Below are 23,555 nucleotides of genomic sequence, written 5' to 3'. Positions count from 1 at the left end.
ACCCCCGCTACGCAAAGTGTTAAGAACAAATACCCTATGAAATGCTCCGCAAATGTCTCCCGACTTTGCGGAAATTTATGAGGTTTAACCCTCGAAGGGTTCCAAACCCTTCGAGGGTTGGAACAACAAAAAACCCTCTCATTGCTGAAAAGGTTCCTTAGTAGCGGGAACAGGACTCGAACCTGTGTCCGCCGCGGCGGATATGAGCCCTGCTCGGCGAATGTCGCTGTCTTCGCAGCAATCAATTACTTTGCTACATCCCCGCTAGTCTGCATTGTTGGCAAATAAATCAAAACATGCCTGATGGTTTAGTAATGGAGAAACAAATCTATAATTATAAAGGGGAATTATATTGGTCAGAAAAATTAGTTGAAATTGCTCCGGTTACTTTTAATTTGATAATAGAAAGAAAGTAAACGATTTAACACCAATTTACAGCAATGATTGCTCTCGAATTTGCTCTTCACATTCAAAAATATTTATATATTTGAAATCACTAAATAAATGGCACTTCAAAACAAATCCGTACTACAATCAAAAAAAACAACACACGAAGAAAATCAAAATAGTATGAAAAAAATTTTATTCATCACCATTCTACTGTTTACTTTTACTGGTTTAATCGCTCAAAAATCAAAAGAAAAGCAGATTATAACAGAGGTGAAGTTAGAAGCAGATAAAATTATCTTAAATAAAAAATTAGCTTATAATTATACTCGCGATGGTAACGATTTTCTAATCTCAGCCCTTGATGGAAGAGCATTAATTAGAGGAAGTATTACCTCAGAAGGAAATGGAAAATTTTCGAGTATCATTACTTTTGTCACTGTTGAAAAAGAATTTTCAAATGAAAAAATTATTGGTCGAAAAGAAATAATCTTTGCCCTTTGTGAAAACAATGTCATTAAAAAAAATTTTGAGATAGACGAAGTCAAACTAGCTTCATTTTTTGAAAAATACAATGAGTTGAAATAAATGTACCGCAGCCCGAAGCGTTTAACAAAAATGTACGTGTGCGGCATCTATTACAATTGGTTTTGTACTTTTGATTATTAATGTTCTACCAAAAATGGAATCGCAAACAACTATTTAATTAAGTCGGCGGCAAACCGCCAATCACCTATAAAAAAATATAAAAATGACTACAATAGCCTTAAAATCATTTGCAGGTGGAACAATTGAACTAAAAGAAGACCGGATAGCGTTGGATGACAAAAGTAGTAGAATGAATAAAGGACTCTTTCAATTATATCCTTTTCTATTTTTGTTTGCGGGAGCCTATCAAATTTATACCGGGATGATGTCCGAGCGAGAAAATCAGCTGATAATGCACACCATTGCCGGCGTTATGTTTCTGACCATTCCAGCCATGCTGTACCATTCCAATTTTATTAGAACAAATAAAAAAACAATCGAATTGCATGAAATTGAAAATGCAAAAATGAAAAAGATTTTTGGAGAAATTTTAATTGACTTTACGTTAAAAGATAACACCACCCGAAGAGTTTATAATATTAAAAGTAAAGCTGATTGGCAGGTGGTAAAAACTTATTTAGAAGAAAAGAAGATTATTTGTTTGAATTAACAAAACAAGACATGGGATTATTTTCAGCATTACTAGGCAACGCAGGAGCGGTCAGTCAGCAAGATTTAATTAAAAAATACGGTCAACCCCGCTACGCAAAGTGTTAAGAACAAATACCCTATGAAATGCTCCGCAAATGTCTCCCGACTTTGCGGAAATTTATGAGGTTTAACCCTCGAAGGGTTCCAAACCCTTCGAGGGTTGGAAAAACAAAAAACCCTCTCATTGCTGAAAGGTTTCCTTAGTAGCGGGAACAGGACTCGAACCTGTGTCCGCCGCGGCGGATATGAGCCCTCCAACCCGTTAAAATGAAAAAACCTCATCAGATGATGAGGTTTCTTTAGTAGCGGGAACAGGACTCGAACCTGTGTCCGCCGCGGCGGATATAAGCCCTCCAACCCGTTAAAATGAAAAAACCTCATCAGATGATGAGGTTTCTTTAGTAGCGGGAACAGGACTCGAACCTGTGTCCGCCGCGGCGGATATGAGCCCTCCAACCCGTTAAAATGAAAAAACCTCATCAGATGATGAGGTTTCTTTAGTAGCGGGAACAGGACTCGAACCTGTGTCCGCCGCGGCGGATATGAGCCCTCCAACCCGTTGTAAAATGAAAAAACCTCAGCGTTAGCTGAGGTTTTCTAGTAGCGGGAACAGGACTCGAACCTGTGTCCGCCGCGGCGGATAAGAGCCCTCCAACCCGTTGTAAAATGAAAAAACCTCAGCGTTAGCTGAGGTTTTCTAGTAGCGGGAACAGGACTCGAACCTGTGTCCGCCGCGGCGGATAAGAGCCCTCCAACCCGTTGTAAAATGAAAAAACCTCAGCGTTAGCTGAGGTTTTCTAGTAGCGGGAACAGGACTCGAACCTGTGTCCGCCGCGGCGGATATGAGCCCTCCAACCCGTTGTAAAATGAAAAAACCTCAGCGTTAGCTGAAGTTTTCTAGTAGCGGGAACAGGACTCGAACCTGTGTCCGCCGCGGCGGATATGAGCCCTCCAACCTGTTAAAATGAAAAAACCTCATCAGATGATGAGGTTTCCTTAGTAGCGGGAACAGGACTCGAACCTGTGTCCGCCGCGGCGGATATAAGCCCTCCAACCAGTTAAAATGAAAAAACCTCATCAAATGATGAGGTTTGCTTAGTAGCGGGAACAGGACTCGAACCTGTGACCTTCGGGTTATGAGCCCGACGAGCTGCCTACTGCTCTATCCCGCGATATATGTTTTTCGAATTTAAAATTCGGCAATCTCATTAATTATTCTTAGAACCTGTGTCCGCCGCGGCGGATAGGTGCCCGACGAGCTGCCTACTGCTCTATCCCGCGATTTGTGAGTGCAAATATACAACCATTATTGTATAAATCAAGTCTTTTTTGAAAAAATATTCATTGAGCTGGTCCTTAGAGATTTAAAAATTATTCTTTTTTATTCGCCTTCACCCGCTCCTTCTCCAATTTTTTAAAATAACCCCGCAACAGAAAATTGTGCTTCAAAGCCTCTAGATTTTCATTCAGCTTCAAACTGGCTTGGTTCAAATTCGTCATCGTAGAATCAATTTGTTGAACGAGTTTCGGGTCGTTAGACAAATAATTAAGTGCCCCTTTGCCTTCTTTGATGTGGGTAATCGTAGTATTTAAATTGGCAATCACTTTTTCCATCTCAGCACCGGAACGGTCTAAACGGTGCACAATATTCCGGATATTTCCGGCCACAGCGGTATCGTTCAAAACGCCAATCACATTGTTTCGGTCTTGAAGGGAAGCAATCAACGTGTTCAAATTTTGCACCGACTCCGAAGTGCCTTTACCCGTTATTTTCAAGTAGTGCATGGTCGCTTTTAAGTCCTTCGCCATCAAACTATCATTAATCAACAAGCCCACCGTTCCTTTTCCTTGGGTGATTTCTTTGGTGATTTTAAGTAAATCGGCCGTGAGCATCGCCGCATTTTCATTGGTTACATTGAGTGTTTCCAAAATATCATCGGTTCTAATACGGCTGTAGGTGGTGATCACGTCACCGGATTGCACCGGCACATCGTCCTGCTTTCCGGGTATAATGTTGATAATCATATTCCCGACCAACCCATCAGACGTAATCGCAGCAATCGCATTCTTTTTAATGTGCGAAATAATTTTGTCATCAATCACCATCGTGACCCGAATCAGGGTGTCGTTCACCATCTTGATGTCGCGAACAGTCCCGGCACTGATACCGGAATACCGAACACTATTGCCAACTTGTAAACCATTGACGTTGCTAAAAACCGCATGGATTTGCGTGGTGTTGCCAAACATATTTTGTTTATTCCCAATAAAATAAATGGTGACAACAAAAATGGACAACCCTAAAATCACAAAGAGTCCAAGTTGCATTTTTTGACTGGTTGATTTTTCCATAGTGTAATTTATTTAAAAAAAGCCAAAACTTTTTCGTCGTTCATGGTCGTTAATGCTTGAAACGTTCCCTCGGCATAATTAATGCCATCCACCAACAAAATCATGCGGTTAGAAATCACCCGAGCACAATCAACGTCATGCGTAATGATAATCGACGAGGTTTTGTACTGTTGTTGTATGTTTTTCATTAATAGTATAATTTCTTTGGCGGTAATAGGATCTAAACCCGTAGTTGGCTCATCATATAAAATAATTTTGGGCTGTAAAATCAAAGTCCTGGCCAGAGCCACCCTCCGCTTCATGCCACCTGATAGCTCACTGGGCATTAAATCAATCGCATGGGCCAAACCTACATTTTCCAGAGCTGCCAGCACAAATGGCGTCGTATCCTTGATGATACCGAATTTTTTGGTATGCCGACGCAACGGAAATTCTAAATTTTCTCGCACCGACATCGAATCATACAAGGCACTCCCTTGAAACAGAAAACCAATTTCGGTGCGAAGGTTATCTAAATCTTCGCGGGAGAGCTGACTAATGTCGTGCCCCATAATCCGTATGACACCACGATCCGGTTGCTCTAACCCAATCAAACACTTAATCATAACCGACTTCCCGGATCCGGATTTACCCATGACCACAAGGTTCTCCCCTTCATACAAATTCAGGTTAAAACCATCCAATACGGTGTTGCTACCATACGATTTGTAAAGGTTGCTAATTTCAACCACCGGTTGCTGTAGGTTTGAATGTTCATCCATGGTTACAAATCATAAAAAATATCGGTTAAAAAAACAGCAATAAAATCAATAATAAACAAAAGCATCGAGGTGTACACCACGGCTGAATTAGCCGCCAACCCCACACCGGCGGTTCCCTTCTTACAGTGATACCCTTTAAAACAGCCCACCAAGCCAATGGCAAAACCAAAAAAGAACGATTTAAGGGTTGCCGGGATAAGGTCACCAAATTCCAAATGCTTGAACACTTCATTAAAATACAAGGTAAACGAAACCCCACCTTTGATATTTTCGACCAAAAAGGAACCGTAAATGGCAATAGCATCACCAAAGAAAACCAAAATAGGTAACATCAAAGTGGTGGCCATGATGCGCGTAACCACTAAATATTTAAACGGATTGGTTCCGGAGACTTCCATGGCATCAATTTGTTCGGTTACCCGCATAGAACCTAATTCAGCCCCAATACCGGAGCCAATTCGGCCGGCACAGATTAAAGCGGTAATGATTGGTCCGATTTCCCTGATAATGGAAATACCAACCATAGAAGGAATCCAAGATACAGCCCCAAATTCCTCCAAAGTGGGACGGGATTGCAACGTAAAAACAAGCCCGATGATAAATCCGGTAACGCCAACCAGCAACAACGATTGGTTGCCCATATGGTAGCATTGCCGCAAAAACTCCTTCACTTCAAAAGGTCTTTTGGTCGATTCGTTAAAAAAACGACCGGCAAAATAGGCCAATTCTCCGGTTTCTTCCAGAAAAGTTTTGTTAGCTTGAACGATCTTGTCAATTACTTTCATACGCTAATGAAGTGGTTAATAAATCATTATGCCACTCAAAGTTAAGTCATTTCTTTGGTATTATTACTGATTTTTATCACTAAAAAGAGCAACGGTAGACCAATAAAAAACAAACGGATGGAAAAACAGTTAGAGTGACGCTCGTACGATAAGTTGACTTTGGTTTTCAACCTGCTCTTTTCGAGTAGAAAACAGCATGTCAGCCAACAACCGCCCCATGGCTTTAAAATCAGTAGAAATAGTCGTAATGCCATTTTCAACTACTTTTTTCAAGGGGGTGTCATTATAGGAAATGATGCCGAAATCGTGACCAATCCTTAACTGTTGTCGCTTGGATTGCTCAATCACCTGAACCAATTGCCGATCGTTCGGAATAATATACACATCACCCACAGCAATTGTTTTAGCCTCAAAATCAGCAAGGACCGCGTGAGCAAAATGATGCTCCTGACAAAACTGCAAAAATCCCTCCACCATACCCAAGGGCTCTTTGTTTCCGGGAAATAATAAAACCAACTGCTGATAGTGAACCAGTTTATCGTTGGCCCTCAACAGCGCCTGGTACATATCTTTGACAAAATTTTGATAGACCCCCGGATAATGAGCGAGCTCTTTGTTGGTTTGGTCTAAAATATAAACATCGTGAGCCGGTAAAGTCTTTATCACGTTGGCCGCTCCAACAAGATTAGTAGGCATGATGATGTATTTAGAGTGGTTTCCGTTGCTTTCATTAACCAACTTGCGGAACATCTCAAGGTTAAAGTGATGGAAGAAAATATCGATTTGAGCCCTATTGTCCACCGATTCCAAAAACGACGAATACAAATCTTCTTTAAACGCATTTAACTCGTCAAACAACACAAAAAAGCGTTGCTCAAAACTAAATTCAACACTTTTCACATAGTAACCTTTGCCCAAAATCGCAAATACAATTCCTCGTTTTTTCAACTCATCATAAGCCGACAATACAGTGTCCCTCGAAATCGAAAACGCTAAACTTACTTTATTAACGGAGGGCAAGCGGTCGCCTTTTTGTAAACGATGTTCGGCAATCGCAACTTCAATGGACTGAACAATTTGTTTGTACTTCGGAATACCGGAATGACGATCAACCACAATTAATTTCATAACGCCTTGTTTAAAAACCGGTGGTAAGATAATCAAAAACTGGTAGGTACCGGTATGGCATGCGAAATATCTTTACTACTTTTGATACCATAACTGCAAAAAAATGATAGAAAAAAAACATATTTCTCAAGAAGACTACCCTGAAAAAACGAAATCATTCGGAAGGATGGCAGACGGGAGAGAGGTTTTTTGTTATACGCTGACCAACCAAAACGGAATGGAATTGACGGTAATGGACTATGGTGCGACCATCGTTTCGTTAAAAGTGCCAACAATACACCACAACAAAATAGATGTTGTGTTGGGCTTTGAGAAGGTAGAAGACTACATCAATTCGTATGACTTACCTAGTGCTCCCTATTTGGGTTGTGTAGTAGGGCGATTTGCAGGCCGAATAAACAACGGTGCATTCAGGCTAAAGGACAAAGAAATTCTCCTGACCAAAAACCATGGAAAGCATCAGCTGCACGGTGGAAAAGAAGGCTTCGGACAAAAAATATGGAAGATGAAAAAACGCACCCATGGCGATTTCCCCTCCATTACCTTTGAATATACCAGCCAAAATGGGGAAGAAAACTTTCCCGGGGTTGTAGTGGTGGAAGTAACCTATAAACTCACAGAAGCCAACCAAGTAATTGTGGAATACAAAGCATTCAGCACCGATGATACGATAGTAAACGTAACCCAACACAGTTACTTTAACTTAGAAGGGCATCAGCAGAACATCAGCAATCAACTGCTGTTTGTCAATTCCACCAAAATGCTGGAAACAAACGAAGAAAACATACCAACCGGAAATTTTTTAAATGTTGCCCATTGTCCTTTCGATTTCACGGAAGAAAAAAAATGCCCGACCGCCATCGACAACACCTTTGTACTGCATGAAAAAAACAGAATCGCAGCTTCACTGTACAGCAGACAAAATCAACTAAAAATGAGTATATTCACGAACCAACCGGGTGTGCATATTTATGTGGGTGGGAATTGTTTCGGCCAAATCAAAGGAAAAGAAGACTCGGATTATCATCCACTCAGCGGCATTTGCTTTGAAACACAACAGTATCCGGACGCACCCAATCATGCTCATTTTCCCTCAGCAGTACTAAAAAAAGGAGAACAGTATGACCACCAAACCATTTTTGCTTTTGAAACCATTTAATACCAGACTATGAAAAAATTACTTTTATTCCTGCCGGTTTTTTTGTTATTGATAAATTGTTCCGATGACGACAAAACCCCTGAAAACGAACCCATTATTCCGGAAGACAATTTCATTAGAGCCTCAGACATGTCTTTTTTGCCTTTAATTGAAAGCGAAAACACCACCTATTTCAACAGTGCGAACCAAGCCGAAGATGCCTTAACGACATTAAAAAATGCAGGCTGTAACACCATAAGAATTCGCCTTTGGAAAAACCCGATTGACAATCAGTCAAGTTTTAACCAAGTGAAAGCATTTGCGCAACGCATCAAACAAAAAGGAATGAAAGTGTGGCTCACCGTTCATTACTCCGATACCTGGGCAGACCCGGGGCAACAAAGCACGCCTGCGGCTTGGCAAAACTTGTCCTTTCCTAACCTAAAAAATGAAGTCGTGACTTACACCGAAACCATTATGACCGAAATCCAACCGGATATCATTCAAATCGGAAATGAAATCAACAGCGGTTTCCTCTGGCCAAATGGTCACCTCATCAACAATGAAAGTCAGTGTTTAGAATTGCTTTCCGCCGCCACGGCTGCCGTAAGAGCAAAATCACAAACCACGAAAATCATGCTGCATTACGCCGGAATCGGTAGTGGTGCTGCTTGGTTTTTTAATAAAATGAGTACGGTACAATACGATTACATCGGTATTTCGTATTACCCCATTTGGCACGGAAAAAACCTTTCTGAACTGACTTCTACCATCAATTCATTGGGACAAACCCACAACAAAAAAGTAATTGTGGCCGAAACGTCCTATCCGTTTACGTTGGGTTGGAACGATTGGACCAATAATGTAGTGGGATTACAAGAGCAACTGATCCCCGCCTACCCGGCCACTCCGGAAGGTCAAAAAAATTATATGATAGCGATAAAGAACTTAATTCAACAAACCGAAAGTGGTCTCGGATTTGCCTATTGGGGTGGCGAATGGGTCGCTTTTAGAGGAAATGAATCACCCAACGGCTCCTCTTGGGAAAACCAAGCCTTATGGGATTTTGACAATAAAGTAGTACCGGCAATGGAAGTATTTAACCAAGACTAATGATGAAAAAGATAATTGTAACAATCCTATTCCTTGCGCTTTTTTCAATCCCGAAAAGCAATGCCCAGGAATTTTCCAAAGGTGCCGATGTAACCTGGTTACCCCAAATGGAAGCAACCGGCTATCAATTTTTTGATACCGACGGAACCAAAAAAGACGCCTTGCAACTCTTGAAAGACAGAGGCATGAACACCGTTCGTCTACGCGTTTTTGTCAATCCGTCGGATGACCCTAGAAGCGGCCATTGCAGCAAAGAGGAAACGGTTGAATTGGCCTTAAGAGCCCAAAAAATGGGTTTCCGCATCATGATTAACTTTCATTACAGCGATTCATGGGCCGATCCCGGCAAACAAAACAAACCCGCTGCTTGGAAAGACCTTCCGTTTGATAAATTGGCCAACGAAGTGTACAACCACACATTTGAGGTGATGACCGCTTTACAAAAAGCCAACGTTAAAACCGAATGGGTGCAAGTAGGCAACGAAATTCCGGGCGGAATGCTCTGGCCCGAAGGCAGCACCGACAATTGGGTGCAATTGGGCAAACTATTAAACAAAGGATACGATGCCGTGAAAGCCGTTGACAAAGCCATCAAAGTAATTGTACATTTAGATGAAGGCGACAACATCCAAAAATACCGAACGTTTTATGACAACGCCACCGCTCAAAAAGTGCGTTACGACGTCATCGGACTTTCCTATTATCCATTTTGGGTGAAGAAAGATTATACGGAAACCATTGCCAACTTAGAATTCAACCTCAACGATTTAGTGAAACGCTACAACAAAGAAGTCATGGTCGTGGAAGTAGGCGGCGAATATGACAAAGTAGAAAACACCAAAGCCCTATTGGAAGCCACCATCAAAGCGGTGCGAAATGTCCCCAACAACAAAGGCTTAGGCGTTTTATACTGGGAACCACAAGGCGAAAAAAGCTGGAGCGGCTACAACCTCAGTGCATGGCTTCCCGACGGAAAACCATCTCCGGCTTTAGATGCTTTTAAAGACTAATAAAATAAATAGTTCGTACAAAATCAGTGAATCCGTGGCAAAAAACCAAGAAGTGAAACGACTTAAAACGGATAGTACTTAAACAGACAAAAAATAAAAATATAAATCAGCACCAATCCGTTTAATCCGTAAGATCCGTGGCAAAAAAACCAAGAAGTGAAACGACTTAAAACGGATAGTACTTAAACAGACAAAAAATAAAAATATAAATCAGCACCAATCCGTTTAATCCGTAAGATCCGTGGCAAAAAAACCAAGAAGTGAAACGACTTAAAACGTAATTGTCCAAAATAAACAATCGTCATTTGTTACAATGAAAAAATACCTAATCCTATTCATAACCCCATTTTTCCTTTTTTCCTGCGGTAAAGAGGTAATCAACGCCAATCGCACAAAAACCAACTTTGGTTCCGATTGGACATTTACAAAAGATTCAACGGCAGTAAACTGGGAAAAAATAACCATCCCACACACCGCCCAAATTGAACCATTAGTGGTCAACAACCAATGGCAAGGCAATTGCTGGTACCAAAAAAAGTTTGACGTAGAAAAAGCAGATAACGAAAAAGTATTCTTCTATTTCGAAGGCGTCATGCACGAAGCCTGGGTCTGGATAAACGGAAAATTCGTCACCCATCACCAAGGCGGTTATTTACCCTTCACCGTCGATGCCACCGATTTCGTGCAAGAAAAAAACAACACCATCATCGTCAAAGTCAACAACGAAGACAATCCGCAAATCCCACCCGGAAAAACCTTAAAAACATTGGATTTCAATTATTACGGGGGCATCTACCGCAACGTCTATTTAATCAAAACAAATCCCGTTTACATCACCGATGCGGTGCATGCCAATCAAACCAATGGCGGTGGCATTCTGGTGCATTTTGATAAAATTTCCAACGAAAAAGCAAGCGGAATTATCAAAGTAAATGTAAAAAATGAAACGGATGAACCTAGAAAAATTAAGGTAGGAATTACGTTTTCAGCTAACAATAAAAAAACTGAATTCACCTCCAAAGAAGTGATGATTGCCGCCAAAACCAATGAATCCATCATTCAAAACATCGAAATTCCCAATCCATCGTTATGGGGAATTGAAGAACCGAACTTGTATGAAGTTGTTGTCAATGTAATTTCAGAAAATAAGACCGTAGACAGCCAAACCATTAAAACCGGCATTCGCAAAGCAGAACTAAAAGCGGATGGTTTTTATTTGAATAATAAAAAATTATTCATCAACGGAACCAACCGCCACCAAGAATACCCATACATCGGCTATGCTCTTTCGGACGAAGCCAATTACCGCGATGCCGTCAAAATCAAAAATGCAGGTTTCGATTTTGTTCGTCTATCACATTACCCGCAAACCGAAGCGTTCTTGAATGCCTGTGATGAAGTAGGTCTTTTGGTCATGAATTGCATCTCCGGCTGGCAATTTGTAGGGGATGAAAAATTCATTGAAAACTCCTACCAAGAAATCCGAGATTTTTCAAGAAGAGATCGAAATCATCCCAGCATTATTTTTTGGGAAGTTTCACTGAACGAAAGTGACATCAAAGAGGCCTATATGCAAAAAGCCAACGAAATTCTAAAAGCAGAATTACCGTATGCAAACAGCTACACCGCCGGCTGGATCGATAACCCGAATTACGACCTCTACATACCTGCCCGCCAACACGGAAAAGCACCCGACTATTGGAACAACTACGAAAAAGGAAACCGCAAAATTTTCATTGCCGAATACGGCGATTGGGAATACTATGCGCAAAATGCCGGTTTCAATCAAACGGCGTATGCGAACCTAAAAGAAGACGAACGTACAAGCCGCCAATTACGTGGTTTTGGCGAAAAACGGTTGTTGCAACAGGCGTTTAATTACCAGGAAGCATTCAATTCAAATGTAAAAGGAAAGCATACCATCGGTCAAGCCAATTGGCTCATGTTCGATTACAACCGTGGTTATGCCGACGATATTGAAAGTTCAGGAATTAGCGATATTTTCAGAATTCCGAAATTTGCACATTATTTCTACCAAAGTCAACGTTCGCCAACAGTGAAATTACACGATCAGTTAGTTTCCGGTCCGATGGTTTACATTGCCAATTATTGGAATGAAAAATCCAGTTTGGATGTAACCGTTTTCAGTAATTGCGACGAAATAGCCTTGTATTGGAATGAGGAATTGATTGGGAAGCAAAAACCAACAAGTACAGCATTTTCAGAAGAATTACCACACCCGCCTTTTGTATTTAAAATGCCATCGTTTCAAAAAGGAACCTTACGAGCAGAAGGATTTTTAAAGGGTAAAAAAGTAGCAGAACATGTTGTTAAATCAGCTGAAAAAGCAAGTGCAATCCAATTGACTTTTGATGAATCAACCATCAAAATCAGTCGCGAATATCCGGATGTAGTTTTTGTGTACGCTACGATTGTTGATGCCAACGGAACCATGGTTTCAGAAGCAACTAATTCAGTAGAGTTTTTGCTTGAAGGAGAAAATGCCACGTTAATCGGTCAAAATCCGGTGACTGCCGAAGCAGGAATTGCTACGATTGTACTTCGTACCAAAAATTTCAAAAAACCAATTAAAATCAAGGCCAAATCAGCCAACCTGAAAGAAGCTACGCTTGAATTAAAATAAAATGAAGAAAAAATTAATTTCCGCTACGACGGAACATTTTAAAACCATTTTCCAACACGAACCGCAAGCCGTTTTTCTTTCCCCGGGAAGAATCAACATCATCGGTGAGCACGTGGACTATAACGATGGTTTTGTGTTGCCGGCCGCCATCAACAAATACATTTGCTTTGCCATTTCAAAATCGGAAAATGAGGACTGTACGTTGGTCGCCAAAGACATAAACGAATCCTATCAATTCAACTGGAAAGAAGAAGTAAAACCCGTCGACAAAATGTGGGTGAACTACATCCTAGGCGTTTTACAGCAACTCAAAGAACGGAACTTCGAATTAAAAGGAATAAACATCGTGTTCAGCAGCACCATTCCCATCGGAGCTGGACTTTCCTCTTCCGCAGCATTAGAATGCGGATTTGGTTATGCGATGAATAAACTTTTCAACCTAGGCCTATCCCGAGAAGAAATTGCCCGGATGGGTCAAAAATCGGAACACACGTTTGTAGGCGTGAAATGCGGTATCATGGATCAGTTTGCCAGTGTGTTTGGTAAAAAAAACAAAGTCATCAAATTAGATTGCACCTCGTTGGAACATGAATACCATTCGGCCGATTTTAAAAAATATGCCTTACTTTTAATCGACAGTAACGTCAAACACACCCACCTGACCTCCGGCTACAACACCCGCCGGGAAGAAGTAGAAAAAGGGTTAGCGATAATAAATAATAGATTCCCGCTCGTAAAAACATTCAGAGATTGTACAGAAAGACAATTGATTGAACTGAAAGAAGAATTAGGCGAAACGATAGCTAAACGCTGTCATTTTGTGGTAAATGAAATTCGAAGAGTCAATGAAGCCGTATATGCCTTAGACCGAAATAACTTTGAAGAATTGGGCAAATTAATGTTTGAAACCCACGAAGGCTTATCAAAAGAATACGAAGTAAGCTGCGAAGAAGTCGATTTTTTAGTTGATTTTGTTAAAAACGAAAAACAAGTCATCGGTTCCCGAATGATGGGTGGTGGTTTCGGCGGTTGCTCCATCAATTTGGTCGAAAAAGGAAGCGAAGATGCACTCTTTGAAAAAATAGCAGCAGCCTATGCACAAAAATTCGGCATTCAACTGAATCTGTACAAAGTAAAAATTGCGAAAGGAACTTCTAAAGTAAAAACGAAAATAATTAAATAAATAGGTATTCATACCTGAAAGGGTTAAAGAAGACTATAGACAACGATTTTAATTTGCGTCTTTGCGTCTTTGCGAGAAAACAAAATTCAAAAAATTCAACAGTAAACCAAGACCATAGACAACAACTTTAATTTGCGTCTTTGCGTCTTTGCGAGAAAAATAAACTATGCAAAGTTTCAACACCAACGAACACCCCCACCGCCGTCACAACCCACTGTTAGACGAATGGATTTTAGTATCCCCCCACCGCACCAAACGCCCGTGGCAAGGTCAAAAAGAAAGCAATTCCACCGAATCGCTCCCGGAATACGACCCAACCTGCTACTTATGCCCCGGAAACGAACGTTCCAACGGCACAAAAAACCCCGAATACACCGATTGCTTTGTGTTTGAAAACGATTTTTCGGCCTTATTAAACGAAGAAGTGGAACAAACTAACGCAGCTACTTCTCCCCTTTTTAAACTCAAACCGGAAAGAGGAATCAATAAAGTAGTGTGCTTTTCTCCCAAACACCATCTAACCATTCCGGAAATGGAGTTGACTGCTATTGAAAAAGTCATTGAAACGTGGCAACAGCAATACATTGAATTGGGCAACTACGATTTCATCAACCATGTGCAAATTTTTGAAAACAAAGGAGCAGTAATGGGTTGCAGTAATCCACATCCACACGGACAAATTTGGGCCCAATCATCGTTGCCTACCCAAGTAGAAAGAACACAAAAAAATCTTGAAAAATACTACGAGCTACATAAAACCAGTCTTTTAAAGGATTATTTAAACGAGGAAGTAAAAGCAAAAGAACGGCTGGTGTATGAAAACAATCATTTTGCAGCGGTCGTTCCGTTTTGGGCAACATGGCCCTATGAAACGATGATCATCAGCAAACGACATTTCGGAACCATCATCGCCATGACCAAGGAAGAAACGGTGGCTTTTGCCGAAATACTAAAAACAATTACGGTGAAATACGACAACCTTTTTGAAACCTCGTTCCCCTACTCGTCCGGAATTCATCAAGCTCCCACCGACCGTTTGGCTCACCCGGAATGGCATTTTCACATGCATTTTTATCCACCCTTGTTGCGAAGTGCAACCGTAAAGAAATTTATGGTGGGCTACGAAATGCTAGGCGAAGCCCAACGCGATAGTTCTCCCGAAAAAAGTGCCGCTGTACTACGCGAATTACCTACCTTGCATTATAAATTAAAATAATAACCTAACCCTTTTTTCCATGAATACAGGTTTTGAAACTTTAGATTATGTTGTTTTTGTGTGTTATGCTATCTTAATTTTAGGGGTCGGACTGTGGATGTCCCGCGATAAAAAAGGACATCAAAAAAATGCTGAAGATTACTTTTTAGCCAGTAAATCATTACCCTGGTGGGCAATTGGTACGTCACTGATTGCAGCCAATATTTCTGCCGAACAATTCATCGGAATGTCAGGTTCAGGTTTTGCCGTGGGATTGGCCATTTCGTCCTATGAATGGATGGCAGCCATCACCTTAATCATTGTGGGAAAATATTTTCTTCCCATTTTTATCGAAAAAGGAATTTACACGATTCCGGAATTTGTGGAAAAACGATTTTCTACGAATCTAAAAACCATTTTAGCCGTTTTTTGGGTGGCGTTATATGTGTTTGTTAACATTACCTCCGTTTTGTATTTAGGTGCTTTGGCGATGAATACGGTGATGGGGGTCGACATGATGTGGGCCATCATCGGATTATCACTTTTTGCCGCAGCTTATTCATTGTATGGTGGATTGGCTTCAATCGCTTGGACCGATTCCATTCAAGTTGTTTTCTTGGTTTTTGGTGGATTAGCCACAACCTATTTGGCTTTAAACACGGTTTCCAACGGAGAAGGAATGGTGGAAGGATTAGGAATTATATACGACAAAGCTCCTTCCAAATTTTCAATGATTTTGGACGAAACGAATCCGGAATATCTAAATCTTCCCGGAATTGGGGTTTTAATTGGCGGACTTTGGGTGGCGAATTTATATTATTGGGGATTCAATCAATACATCATTCAGCGTGCGCTAGCCGCAAAATCACTGAAAGAAGCCCAAAAAGGAATCTTATTGGCTGCTTTTCTAAAATTATTAATCCCATTCATCGTCGTAATTCCCGGAATTGCAGCCTACGTAATTGTCAATGATCCGGAAATGTTAGCTCGCTTAGGAGCCGATGGTTTAATCAATATTCCGAGTGATGGTGCGGCAGACAAAGCCTATCCGTGGCTAATTCAATTTTTACCAACAGGACTAAAAGGATTGGCTTTTGTAGCTTTAACAGCTGCTATTGTGTCTTCATTGGCTTCGATGTTAAACTCAACGTCAACCATTTTCACGATGGACATTTACAAACAATACATCAACAAAAATTCCGATGATAAAAACACCGTAAAAGTAGGCCGAATTACGGCTGCTGTTGCTTTGACTATCGGTGCAATTGTGGCCCCACTTCTAGGAGGAATTAACCAAGCATTTCAATTCATTCAAGAATATACCGGCGTCGTAAGTCCGGGAATTCTAGCCATCTTTGTACTAGGCCTTTTTTGGAAAAAAACGACAAACAAAGCAGCCATTTGGGGTGCATTATTGTCTATTCCAATCGCTATGTTCTTTAAAATTGGTCCGAAAGGGTGGGTTGCCGGCAGTGGATTAGAAGGTGTTTTCCCAAGTGTTCCGTTCTTAGATCAAATGGGTTACACTACCTTACTAACCATGGCAATAATTGCGTTAATCAGTTGGTTTCAACACAAAGGTGCAGATGACAGCAAAGGATTTGAATTGAAAAGAGAAACCTTTAAAACCAGTTCAACCTTCAACATTAGTGCCTTCGCAGTAATGATTATACTAGTCTTTTTATATGCATTCTTCTGGAAATAAATTTGACAAGTCACCGCTATTGATAATACCTAGTTCAGGTATGGATAAAGTATGGATAAAGCATCAATGGTGACAGAATTACATAACTAAGTGCTAGCTTACTTTTATCGATTATCAATGAGTAGTCCGCAATCGCTTATCAAAGAACACACTGCTACATGATCATATTCTCAACTTAACAAATAAAAAAACTTGCCATTTGGGGATAGCAAGTTTTTTTGTGGGGTTGGTATTTGTCTTTTGGAAAATTAATCCGGAGTACCTACTACTCCAGTACTGTCTGTAAGCAACGATAAGCGCACCGCCACTCCTTTATCATTTAACATCGTCATTTGGAAAGTATCTTTCTTAGCCAAAGCATACGAAATCAATCCATTGAATTTGTTATAGGATATATTCATTTCTTTTAAGTTGTCCAGTTTTTCAATTTCAAAAGGAACCTGTCCAATAAAATTGTTTTCAAATAAGCTTAAGTTTTCAAGGGCTTTCAAGTTCTCAATTTCATAGCTCAATTTCCCTGAGAAATTATTACTGTTGAGCATCAGAACTTTTAAGTTTTTCAAACTGTATATTGAACTTGGCAATTCGCCTTGCAAGGAATTATTAAAAAGAGAGAGGTTTTCCAATTGCGTTAATTGTCCTATTTCTTGTGGCAATGAACCTGTTAGCGAGTTCATATACAATTCAACAACCTTTAATGATGTTGCATTTCCAATAGAAACAGGAATTGAACCAGTTAATTTATTGAATGAAACATTCAATGTTTGAAGACTTTTTAAATCACCTACTGAACTAGGCAAATTACCGGAAAGATTGTTTTTAAATAAATTCAATGTTTCCAAATACTGTAATTTAGAAATTTCACTCGGAATTTGTCCTTCCAAGTTATTATTAGGTAAAGCTAAACCAACCACTTTATTATCTTTAATCTTAACACCATACCAAGTAGAAGTTGCCGCTGCTAAATCCCACTTGATTTTCCACTGACTTCCATTGGTTGATTGATTAAATTTTATGAGGGCTTCTCGTTCTAAAGTTGATACTTCTGCAAATCCCATAAAGGAACAGCAAAGTACAAAAAGTGTTAACGTAAAATTTTTCATCTTTAATTAAATTTGGGGTTTGATGAAGTAAATATAGTATTATTATTCGTTTAAAAGCAAATTTAATCGATGAATTGCATTATTTTAATTATTTAAAGTTTATTTTCTTACATATATCGCTTTAAAATTTAATGTATTTCCATTCGCTAAATCTATTTTCAAAAAAACCGTTATTAAATTTGTACATACAAATGTTAAATAAAAACTAACCACAAAAACACTTTGCATCTGAAAAGGTACATTTGTACTATCAAACAATTTTGACTTTAACTATTCGCACTGCATTATGAAACTAAAAAACGGTATTATTTTTCTACTCATAGCGAGTTTAATAACCTTAATCATCTACAGAATCCTGAGTAATAAAAACCAAGATGAAAAATCAAATCAAAAAGCCATTGCTCCTAAGGTCTTGTCAACTGTAAATGGAATAGTTTTAAAACCTAAAAAGTTTGCGAATGAACTTACCTTGTCCGGCAGTATTGATGCGAATGAACAAATAGAATTACGGAGTGAAGTTTCCGGCGTTGTGCAAGGCATCTATTTCGAGGAAGGAAGTTATGTTACGAAAGGAAAACAATTAGTTAAAGTTAACGACATAGAACTACGAGCACAATTAGCTCAAGCCAGAACGAGACAATCGTTAGCCTCTGAAAACGAACGAAGAGCAAAACTGCTTTTGCAGAAAGAAGCCATCAGCCAAGAAGAATATGATATGGCTTCGGCAGAATTTGAATCGGCAAAATCACAAACACAATTAATTCAGGCTCAAATTGCCAAAACATCGATTGTAGCTCCTTTCTCAGGAAAGATAGGGTTGCGTTCCATTTCACCGGGAACATATGTTACACCCACTACGCTTATTGCCAAATTGGTAAACAATACACAAGTTAAAATTACTTTTTCGATTCCGGAAAAATACGCTTCGTTGATAAAAAGTAATTCATCCCTAACATTTACAACTGCCGGAAGTAAAGAAATTTTTACTGCAAAAATATATGCGTTAGAACCTGCCGTTGAACAAGCCACCAGAACGCTACAAATTAGAGCGATTGCTGACAATAAAGACGGGAAACTTTTACCGGGAACATTTGCAAACATTATGCTTCCATTGGAAGAACTAAATGATGCGATTCTAATTCCAACCGAATCAATTATTCCCATTCAAAACGGAAAGAAAGTATTTATAACGGAAAACGGTAAAGCCAAAGAAGTCATCATTGAAACTGCCAATAGAACTGAAAAAGAAATTTTGGTAACGTCAGGCTTAAAGGTTGGAGATACCTTAATCACCTCCGGAATCATGGCCATCAAAGCGGGAGCCCCGGTTAACTTGAAACTAATACAAAACTAAATCGCATGAGTTTATCTACGTTAAGCATTAAACGACCTGTTCTTGCCATAGTGATGAACCTCATGATTGTCCTATTTGGAATAATCGGTTTCACCTATTTGGGTGTTCGCGAGTTTCCTTCGATTGATCCGGCACAAATTACCGTACAAACCAGTTACACGGGTGCCAATGCAGACATTATTGAATCACAGATTACCGAACCGTTGGAAAAGGCCATTAATTCGATTGATGGTATCAGAAATATATCTTCTACCAGTGCACAGGGAACTAGTGTGATTTCTATCGAATTTAACTTAGATAAAAATTTAGAAGAAGCCGCTAATGACGTGCGTGACAAAGTTTCGCAAGCCATTAGAAGTCTTCCCGAAGATTTAACAGCTCCACCCGTTGTTTCAAAAGCAGATGCAGACTCCGATCCTATTTTAACCATGACCATGAAAAGTGACAACAAAAATGTGTTGGAACTAACGGACTATGCAGAAAATGTCATTTTGCAACGGCTTCAAACCATTCCAGGAGTGAGTAGTGTTCGCATTTGGGGTGAACGAAAATATGCCATGCGTTTATGGATTGATCCCATTAAATTGTCAGCTTATGGTTGTACGGCAACAGATGTTTTGAATGCACTAAACCAGCAAAATGTTGAACTTCCTTCGGGTAAATTAACTGGCGACAATACCGAATTAACTGTAAAAACCGTTGGCAATTTAACTACTGAAGAAGATTTTAACAACATCATCGTAAAATCGGAGGGCGACAAAATTGTTCGATTGAGCGATGTAGCCAAAGCCAGTTTGGAAGCTGAAAACCTTGAAACTCGACTAAGTGATTCCGGGCAAACCATGATTGGACTAGCGATAACGCCGCAACCGGGGACAAATTACCTCGATATTTCTGAAGAATTCTACAAACAATACGAAGAGTTAAAAAAAGATTTACCCAAAGAATTCGAGCTCAATGTAGCGATTGATACCACTATTTTTATTAAAAAAGCAATTCTGGAAGTAGCAGAAACGCTATTGATCGCTTTACTTTTGGTTACCTTGGTCATTTATCTCTTTTTTAGAGATTGGGCCATTGCCATCCGACCATTAATTGATATTCCGGTTTCATTGATTGCTACATTTTTCATTATGTATGTATGTGGATTTTCCATCAATGTATTAACCCTACTCGCAATTGTGTTAGCAACCGGTTTGGTGGTGGATGACGGAATTGTGGTAACCGAAAACATCTTTAAAAAAGTAGAGGAAGGCATGTCGCCGATCGAGGCAGCCATAAAGGGGTCGAATGAAATTTTCTTTGCCGTAATTTCTATCTCTGTTACGTTAGCAGCCGTTTTTCTTCCAATTATTTTTTTAGAAGGTTTTGTGGGACAATTGTTCCGTGAATTTGGAATAGTCATTGGTGCCGCTGTACTTATCTCTGCCTTTGTCTCGTTGAGTTTAACACCGATGTTAAATGCCTATTTAATGAAAGGCGGAAAACAAAAACGTTCCAAATTTTATGAAATGACAGAGCCTTTTTATGTGAATCTAAATAAAGGTTATGCTCGTTCGCTGGAAAAATTCATGACAAAAAAATGGCTCAGTTTCCCCATTTTATTTATTTGTTTGGGCTTATCTGTTTTATTTTACAACATTCTTCAAAAAGAAACAGCTCCCTATGACGACAGAAGTATGATTTTAATGAACGTAACCGGACCCGAAGGAGCTACGTATGATTACATGGATCGCTTTATGCAGGATTTATCACAGTTAATCACGGATTCTGTTCCGGAAAAAAAAGTAAGTTTAATTGTCACCTCACCCGGATTTAGTGCCGGTTCTGTTAATCGTGGGTTTGCCCGACTTTCGTTAGTTGATCCCGCAGATAGAGAACGTTCACAAAAGGAAATTGCACAACAACTGACAAGTTTAACCAAAAATTATAATGATGCGAAAACTTCCGTTTCAGAACAACCCACTATTTCTGTCAATCGCCGTGGCGGATTACCAATACAATTTATTATTCAAGCCAAAAACTTTCAAATGCTGGAAAAAAAGATTCCGGAATTTATGGAAGAAGCTGCCAAAGACCCAACATTTTCGATAACCGATGTTAATTTAAAATTCAATAAACCTGAAATTTATATTACCATCAACCGTGAAAAAGCAGAATCATTAGGGGTTTCTGTGTTAGATGTTGCTCAAACCATTCAACTATCCTTGAGCGGACAACGTTTTGGCTATTTTTTAATGAACGGAAAACAGTATCAAGTACTAGGACAATTTGACAAAAAAGACCGTGATCAACCCATGGACTTGGCTTCTATTTTTGTTCGAAGTAGCGGCGGACAACTCGTTCAATTAGACAATGTAGTTACGATTGAAGAACAAAGTAGTCCGCCACAATTGTTTCACAACAACCGATACATGTCGGCTACCGTTTCTGCGGGATTAGCTCCAGGGAAAAGTATTGGCGATGGAATTGACGCCATGGAACGAATTAAAGAAAAAGTACTAGATGAAACATTTACCACCGATTTAGGGGGTGAATCGAGGGATTTTGCAGAGAGTAGTTCCAATACAATGTTCGCTTTTGGATTAGCACTTTTATTGATTTTCCTCATCTTAGCCGGACAATTTGAAAGTTTTGTTGACCCGTTTATCATCATCTTAACTGTTCCAATGGCGGTTGCCGGAGCATTATTTTCACTGTGGTTATTTGGACAAACTTGGAATATTTTCAGTCAAATTGGAACCGTCATGTTGATTGGTTTGGTGACCAAAAATGGAATTTTGATTGTTGAATTTGCGAACCAGCTACGAGAACAAGGAAAGTCAAAATACGATGCGGTAATGGAAGCCTCAGAATCGCGGCTACGGCCTATTTTGATGACCAGTTTAACGCTTGCTTTAGGAGCCATGCCGATTGCCGTCTCAATCGGGGCAGCCTCTCAAAGTAGAATGGGAATGGGAATTGTTATTGTGGGAGGAACCATTTTCTCCTTAATTTTAACCCTCTATGTTATTCCGGCTGTTTATTTAATGTGGTCCAGAGAGAAAAAACATCGTCCAGAATTTGATAATCTAGACCAATACGATAAAGAATCTGTTTAAATTAGTTATGAAAAAAATATTTCTACCTTATCTAATATTGTTGATTGGTTTTCCGGTTTGGAGTCAGATTCAACCTGTTTTATCCCTTGAAAAGGCAATTGCTCAAACATTGGAAAACAACTTTGACATTCGGATTGCTAAAAACGAATTGAAAATTGACACGGAAAATGTCACCGTTGGTAATGCAGGAATGCTTCCAAATATCAATGGAACGGTAACCAATAACAACACCATTTTAAACCAGACACAAACACAAGCAAGTGGTGCCGAAATTGAAATTGATGGTGCACGTAATATTAATATTAATTATGGTGTGGGTATAGAATGGACGATTTTTGATGGTTTTAGAATGTTTGCTCGGCACAATCAACTAAAAGAGTTGCAAAATTTAGGAGCTACCGAATTAAAACTTTCAGTGTTGAGTAAAGTGAGTGCCGTATATCAGACCTATTTTACATTAGCTACCCAACAGCAACAACTCAAAATGATAGATAGTATTATTGCTGTCTCTGAATTTAGGTTAAAAATAGCAAAAAATCGATTTACAATAGGCAAAGCTTCTAAACTGGAAGTTTTGAATGCAGAAGTTGATTTGAATGCCGATCTATCTACCAAGATTCAGTTATTAGAACAATATGGCGTTTCAAAAGTCATGTTAAATGAACATTTGGTGCGTCCTTTGGATACCGATTTTAAAGTTTCTGATGTCATTTCGATCGATAGTTTGCTACTTTTACCTGCTCTTCTTTCATCAGCTGAAAACCAGAACCCGCAGCTTCAAATACAATACATCAATAAGAAAATTCAGGAATACGAATTGAAACAAGTCAAAGCCAATCGATATCCTACAGTGAGTATTTCAGGTGGTTATAACTTGATTCGTTCACAATCCCCTTTTGGCTTCGTAACCGAATCGACAGGACGGAATTTCAACTACGGTTTTACTGCTTCCTTAAATTTATTTGACGGATTCAACCAAAACCGAAACGAAAAAGTTTCTAAAATTCAATTGGAAAATACGCAGTTGCAAATTGAAAGACAAACGCAAATAATCCAATCTCAGGTAGCTTCCTTGTATCAATCCTATCGTTCAAACCTCTCTTTGTTAGAGTTGGAAAGAAAAAACGAAGCCATTGCCAAACAAAATATGGAAATTACGTTAGAAAAATTTAAAATCGGTTCAGTTGCTCCGATTGAATTTAGAACTGCTCAAGAAAATTATGGCAATGCCGTTATTCGATTAACTACAGCTGAATTGCAAGCAAAACAAACGGAAATTAATTTAAAAGAATTAGCCGGAAGTTTATCTTTTTGAGGTAACTCAGGCTTATTTTTATCATTTCTATAGCAACATATT

General features: G+C 39.5%; 17 protein-coding genes and 1 tRNA gene. 12 read left to right on the top strand and 6 right to left on the bottom strand.

From position 1 onward, the window contains the following. The first annotated feature begins 570 nt into the window (after positions 1-570). Together B0I10_RS09045 and B0I10_RS09040 are read left to right on the top strand one after the other, a co-directional pair. The gene (locus B0I10_RS09045; RefSeq protein WP_146740332.1) at positions 571-975 is read left to right on the top strand and encodes a hypothetical protein; all 405 of its coding nucleotides are present in this window, start codon (positions 571-573) and stop codon (positions 973-975) included. 163 nt (positions 976-1,138) lie between these two features. Then, positions 1,139-1,585, top strand: a complete 447-nt coding sequence (locus B0I10_RS09040; protein ID WP_112086175.1) for a hypothetical protein — start codon at positions 1,139-1,141, stop codon at positions 1,583-1,585. Positions 1,586-2,725: 1,140 nt separating this feature from the next. Here the strand turns inward: B0I10_RS09040 and B0I10_RS09030 are convergent. From B0I10_RS09030 to B0I10_RS09010, 5 genes are all read right to left on the bottom strand, one after another. Continuing rightward, a tRNA-Met gene (locus B0I10_RS09030) sits at positions 2,726-2,798 on the bottom strand. Positions 2,799-2,997: 199 nt separating this feature from the next. Then, positions 2,998-3,978 (bottom strand): MlaD family protein, encoded by a 981-nt coding sequence (locus B0I10_RS09025; RefSeq protein ID WP_112086174.1) that lies wholly within the window; start codon positions 3,976-3,978, stop codon positions 2,998-3,000. A gap of 8 nt (positions 3,979-3,986) precedes the next feature. Then, a complete protein-coding gene (locus B0I10_RS09020; protein WP_112086173.1) occupies positions 3,987-4,739 on the bottom strand; it encodes an ABC transporter ATP-binding protein in 753 nt (250 codons plus the stop codon). A 2-nt stretch (positions 4,740-4,741) separates the two neighbouring features. Then, on the bottom strand, positions 4,742-5,524 hold the full coding sequence (locus tag B0I10_RS09015) for an MlaE family ABC transporter permease (protein ID WP_112086172.1): 783 nt from the start codon (positions 5,522-5,524) through the stop codon (positions 4,742-4,744). A 129-nt stretch (positions 5,525-5,653) separates the two neighbouring features. Beyond that, the gene (locus B0I10_RS09010; protein ID WP_112086171.1) at positions 5,654-6,652 is read right to left on the bottom strand and encodes a GntR family transcriptional regulator; all 999 of its coding nucleotides are present in this window, start codon (positions 6,650-6,652) and stop codon (positions 5,654-5,656) included. 103 nt (positions 6,653-6,755) lie between these two features. Here B0I10_RS09010 and B0I10_RS09005 point away from each other — a divergent pair, with 103 nt between their 5' ends. From B0I10_RS09005 to B0I10_RS08975, 7 genes are all read left to right on the top strand, one after another. Continuing rightward, a complete protein-coding gene (locus tag B0I10_RS09005; RefSeq protein WP_112086170.1) occupies positions 6,756-7,811 on the top strand; it encodes an aldose epimerase family protein in 1,056 nt (351 codons plus the stop codon). A gap of 9 nt (positions 7,812-7,820) precedes the next feature. Continuing rightward, a complete protein-coding gene (locus B0I10_RS09000) occupies positions 7,821-8,903 on the top strand; it encodes a glycoside hydrolase family 53 protein (RefSeq protein ID WP_112086169.1) in 1,083 nt (360 codons plus the stop codon). Then, entirely contained in the window at positions 8,903-9,913 is a 1,011-nt protein-coding gene (locus B0I10_RS08995; RefSeq protein ID WP_245942967.1) for a glycoside hydrolase family 53 protein, read from the top strand. The genes B0I10_RS09000 and B0I10_RS08995 overlap by 1 nt, the downstream gene beginning before the upstream one ends. Before the next feature lie 313 nt (positions 9,914-10,226). Next, positions 10,227-12,557 (top strand): glycoside hydrolase family 2 protein, encoded by a 2,331-nt coding sequence (locus tag B0I10_RS08990; protein WP_112086167.1) that lies wholly within the window; start codon positions 10,227-10,229, stop codon positions 12,555-12,557. A 1-nt stretch (position 12,558) separates the two neighbouring features. Next, a complete protein-coding gene (gene galK / locus B0I10_RS08985) occupies positions 12,559-13,740 on the top strand; it encodes a galactokinase (protein ID WP_112086166.1) in 1,182 nt (393 codons plus the stop codon). A 166-nt stretch (positions 13,741-13,906) separates the two neighbouring features. Then, a complete protein-coding gene (locus B0I10_RS08980) occupies positions 13,907-14,956 on the top strand; it encodes a UDP-glucose--hexose-1-phosphate uridylyltransferase (protein WP_112086165.1) in 1,050 nt (349 codons plus the stop codon). A gap of 19 nt (positions 14,957-14,975) precedes the next feature. Further along, positions 14,976-16,640, top strand: a complete 1,665-nt coding sequence (locus tag B0I10_RS08975; protein WP_112086164.1) for a sodium/sugar symporter — start codon at positions 14,976-14,978, stop codon at positions 16,638-16,640. A 248-nt stretch (positions 16,641-16,888) separates the two neighbouring features. Here the strand turns inward: B0I10_RS08975 and B0I10_RS08970 are convergent, their stop codons facing one another. Further along, a complete protein-coding gene (locus B0I10_RS08970; RefSeq protein WP_112086163.1) occupies positions 16,889-17,743 on the bottom strand; it encodes a leucine-rich repeat domain-containing protein in 855 nt (284 codons plus the stop codon). A gap of 286 nt (positions 17,744-18,029) precedes the next feature. On the opposite strand from B0I10_RS08970, the gene B0I10_RS08965 reads away from it, so the two are divergent. Genes B0I10_RS08965 through B0I10_RS08955 form a run of 3 tightly spaced genes read left to right on the top strand, consistent with a single transcriptional unit; the run spans position 18,030 to position 23,513 of the window. Then, positions 18,030-19,097: an efflux RND transporter periplasmic adaptor subunit gene (locus B0I10_RS08965; protein ID WP_112086162.1), complete on the top strand. Its 1,068-nt coding sequence runs from the start codon at positions 18,030-18,032 to the stop codon at positions 19,095-19,097. A gap of 5 nt (positions 19,098-19,102) precedes the next feature. Further along, positions 19,103-22,198, top strand: coding sequence for an efflux RND transporter permease subunit (locus B0I10_RS08960; RefSeq protein ID WP_112086161.1), 3,096 nt, complete (start codon positions 19,103-19,105; stop codon positions 22,196-22,198). A 7-nt stretch (positions 22,199-22,205) separates the two neighbouring features. Beyond that, positions 22,206-23,513, top strand: coding sequence for a TolC family protein (locus B0I10_RS08955; protein ID WP_112086160.1), 1,308 nt, complete (start codon positions 22,206-22,208; stop codon positions 23,511-23,513). The last annotated feature ends 42 nt before the right edge of the window (positions 23,514-23,555 follow it).

This window comes from Flavobacterium lacus (assembly GCF_003268815.1).
In the GTDB taxonomy this organism is placed as follows: Bacteria; Bacteroidota; Bacteroidia; order Flavobacteriales; family Flavobacteriaceae; genus Flavobacterium; species Flavobacterium lacus.
Note: the sequence above shows the minus strand (reverse complement) of the source record. Positions and strands in the feature narration are given on the sequence as shown.

Bases quoted from the DNA above. Each gene is read 5' to 3' on its own strand.
- B0I10_RS09045 (WP_146740332.1), top strand. From the start codon at position 571: ATGAAAAAAATTTTATTCATCACCATTCTACTGTTTACTTTTACTGGT.
- B0I10_RS09040 (WP_112086175.1), top strand. From the start codon at position 1,139: ATGACTACAATAGCCTTAAAATCATTTGCAGGTGGAACAATTGAACTA.
- B0I10_RS09025 (WP_112086174.1), bottom strand. From the start codon at position 3,978: ATGGAAAAATCAACCAGTCAAAAAATGCAACTTGGACTCTTTGTGATT.
- B0I10_RS09020 (WP_112086173.1), bottom strand. From the start codon at position 4,739: ATGGATGAACATTCAAACCTACAGCAACCGGTGGTTGAAATTAGCAAC.
- B0I10_RS09015 (WP_112086172.1), bottom strand. From the start codon at position 5,524: ATGAAAGTAATTGACAAGATCGTTCAAGCTAACAAAACTTTTCTGGAA.
- B0I10_RS09010 (WP_112086171.1), bottom strand. From the start codon at position 6,652: ATGAAATTAATTGTGGTTGATCGTCATTCCGGTATTCCGAAGTACAAA.
- B0I10_RS09005 (WP_112086170.1), top strand. From the start codon at position 6,756: ATGATAGAAAAAAAACATATTTCTCAAGAAGACTACCCTGAAAAAACG.
- B0I10_RS09000 (WP_112086169.1), top strand. From the start codon at position 7,821: ATGAAAAAATTACTTTTATTCCTGCCGGTTTTTTTGTTATTGATAAAT.
- B0I10_RS08995 (WP_245942967.1), top strand. From the start codon at position 8,903: ATGATGAAAAAGATAATTGTAACAATCCTATTCCTTGCGCTTTTTTCA.
- B0I10_RS08990 (WP_112086167.1), top strand. From the start codon at position 10,227: ATGAAAAAATACCTAATCCTATTCATAACCCCATTTTTCCTTTTTTCC.
- galK (WP_112086166.1), top strand. From the start codon at position 12,559: ATGAAGAAAAAATTAATTTCCGCTACGACGGAACATTTTAAAACCATT.
- B0I10_RS08980 (WP_112086165.1), top strand. From the start codon at position 13,907: ATGCAAAGTTTCAACACCAACGAACACCCCCACCGCCGTCACAACCCA.
- B0I10_RS08975 (WP_112086164.1), top strand. From the start codon at position 14,976: ATGAATACAGGTTTTGAAACTTTAGATTATGTTGTTTTTGTGTGTTAT.
- B0I10_RS08970 (WP_112086163.1), bottom strand. From the start codon at position 17,743: ATGAAAAATTTTACGTTAACACTTTTTGTACTTTGCTGTTCCTTTATG.
- B0I10_RS08965 (WP_112086162.1), top strand. From the start codon at position 18,030: ATGAAACTAAAAAACGGTATTATTTTTCTACTCATAGCGAGTTTAATA.
- B0I10_RS08960 (WP_112086161.1), top strand. From the start codon at position 19,103: ATGAGTTTATCTACGTTAAGCATTAAACGACCTGTTCTTGCCATAGTG.
- B0I10_RS08955 (WP_112086160.1), top strand. From the start codon at position 22,206: ATGAAAAAAATATTTCTACCTTATCTAATATTGTTGATTGGTTTTCCG.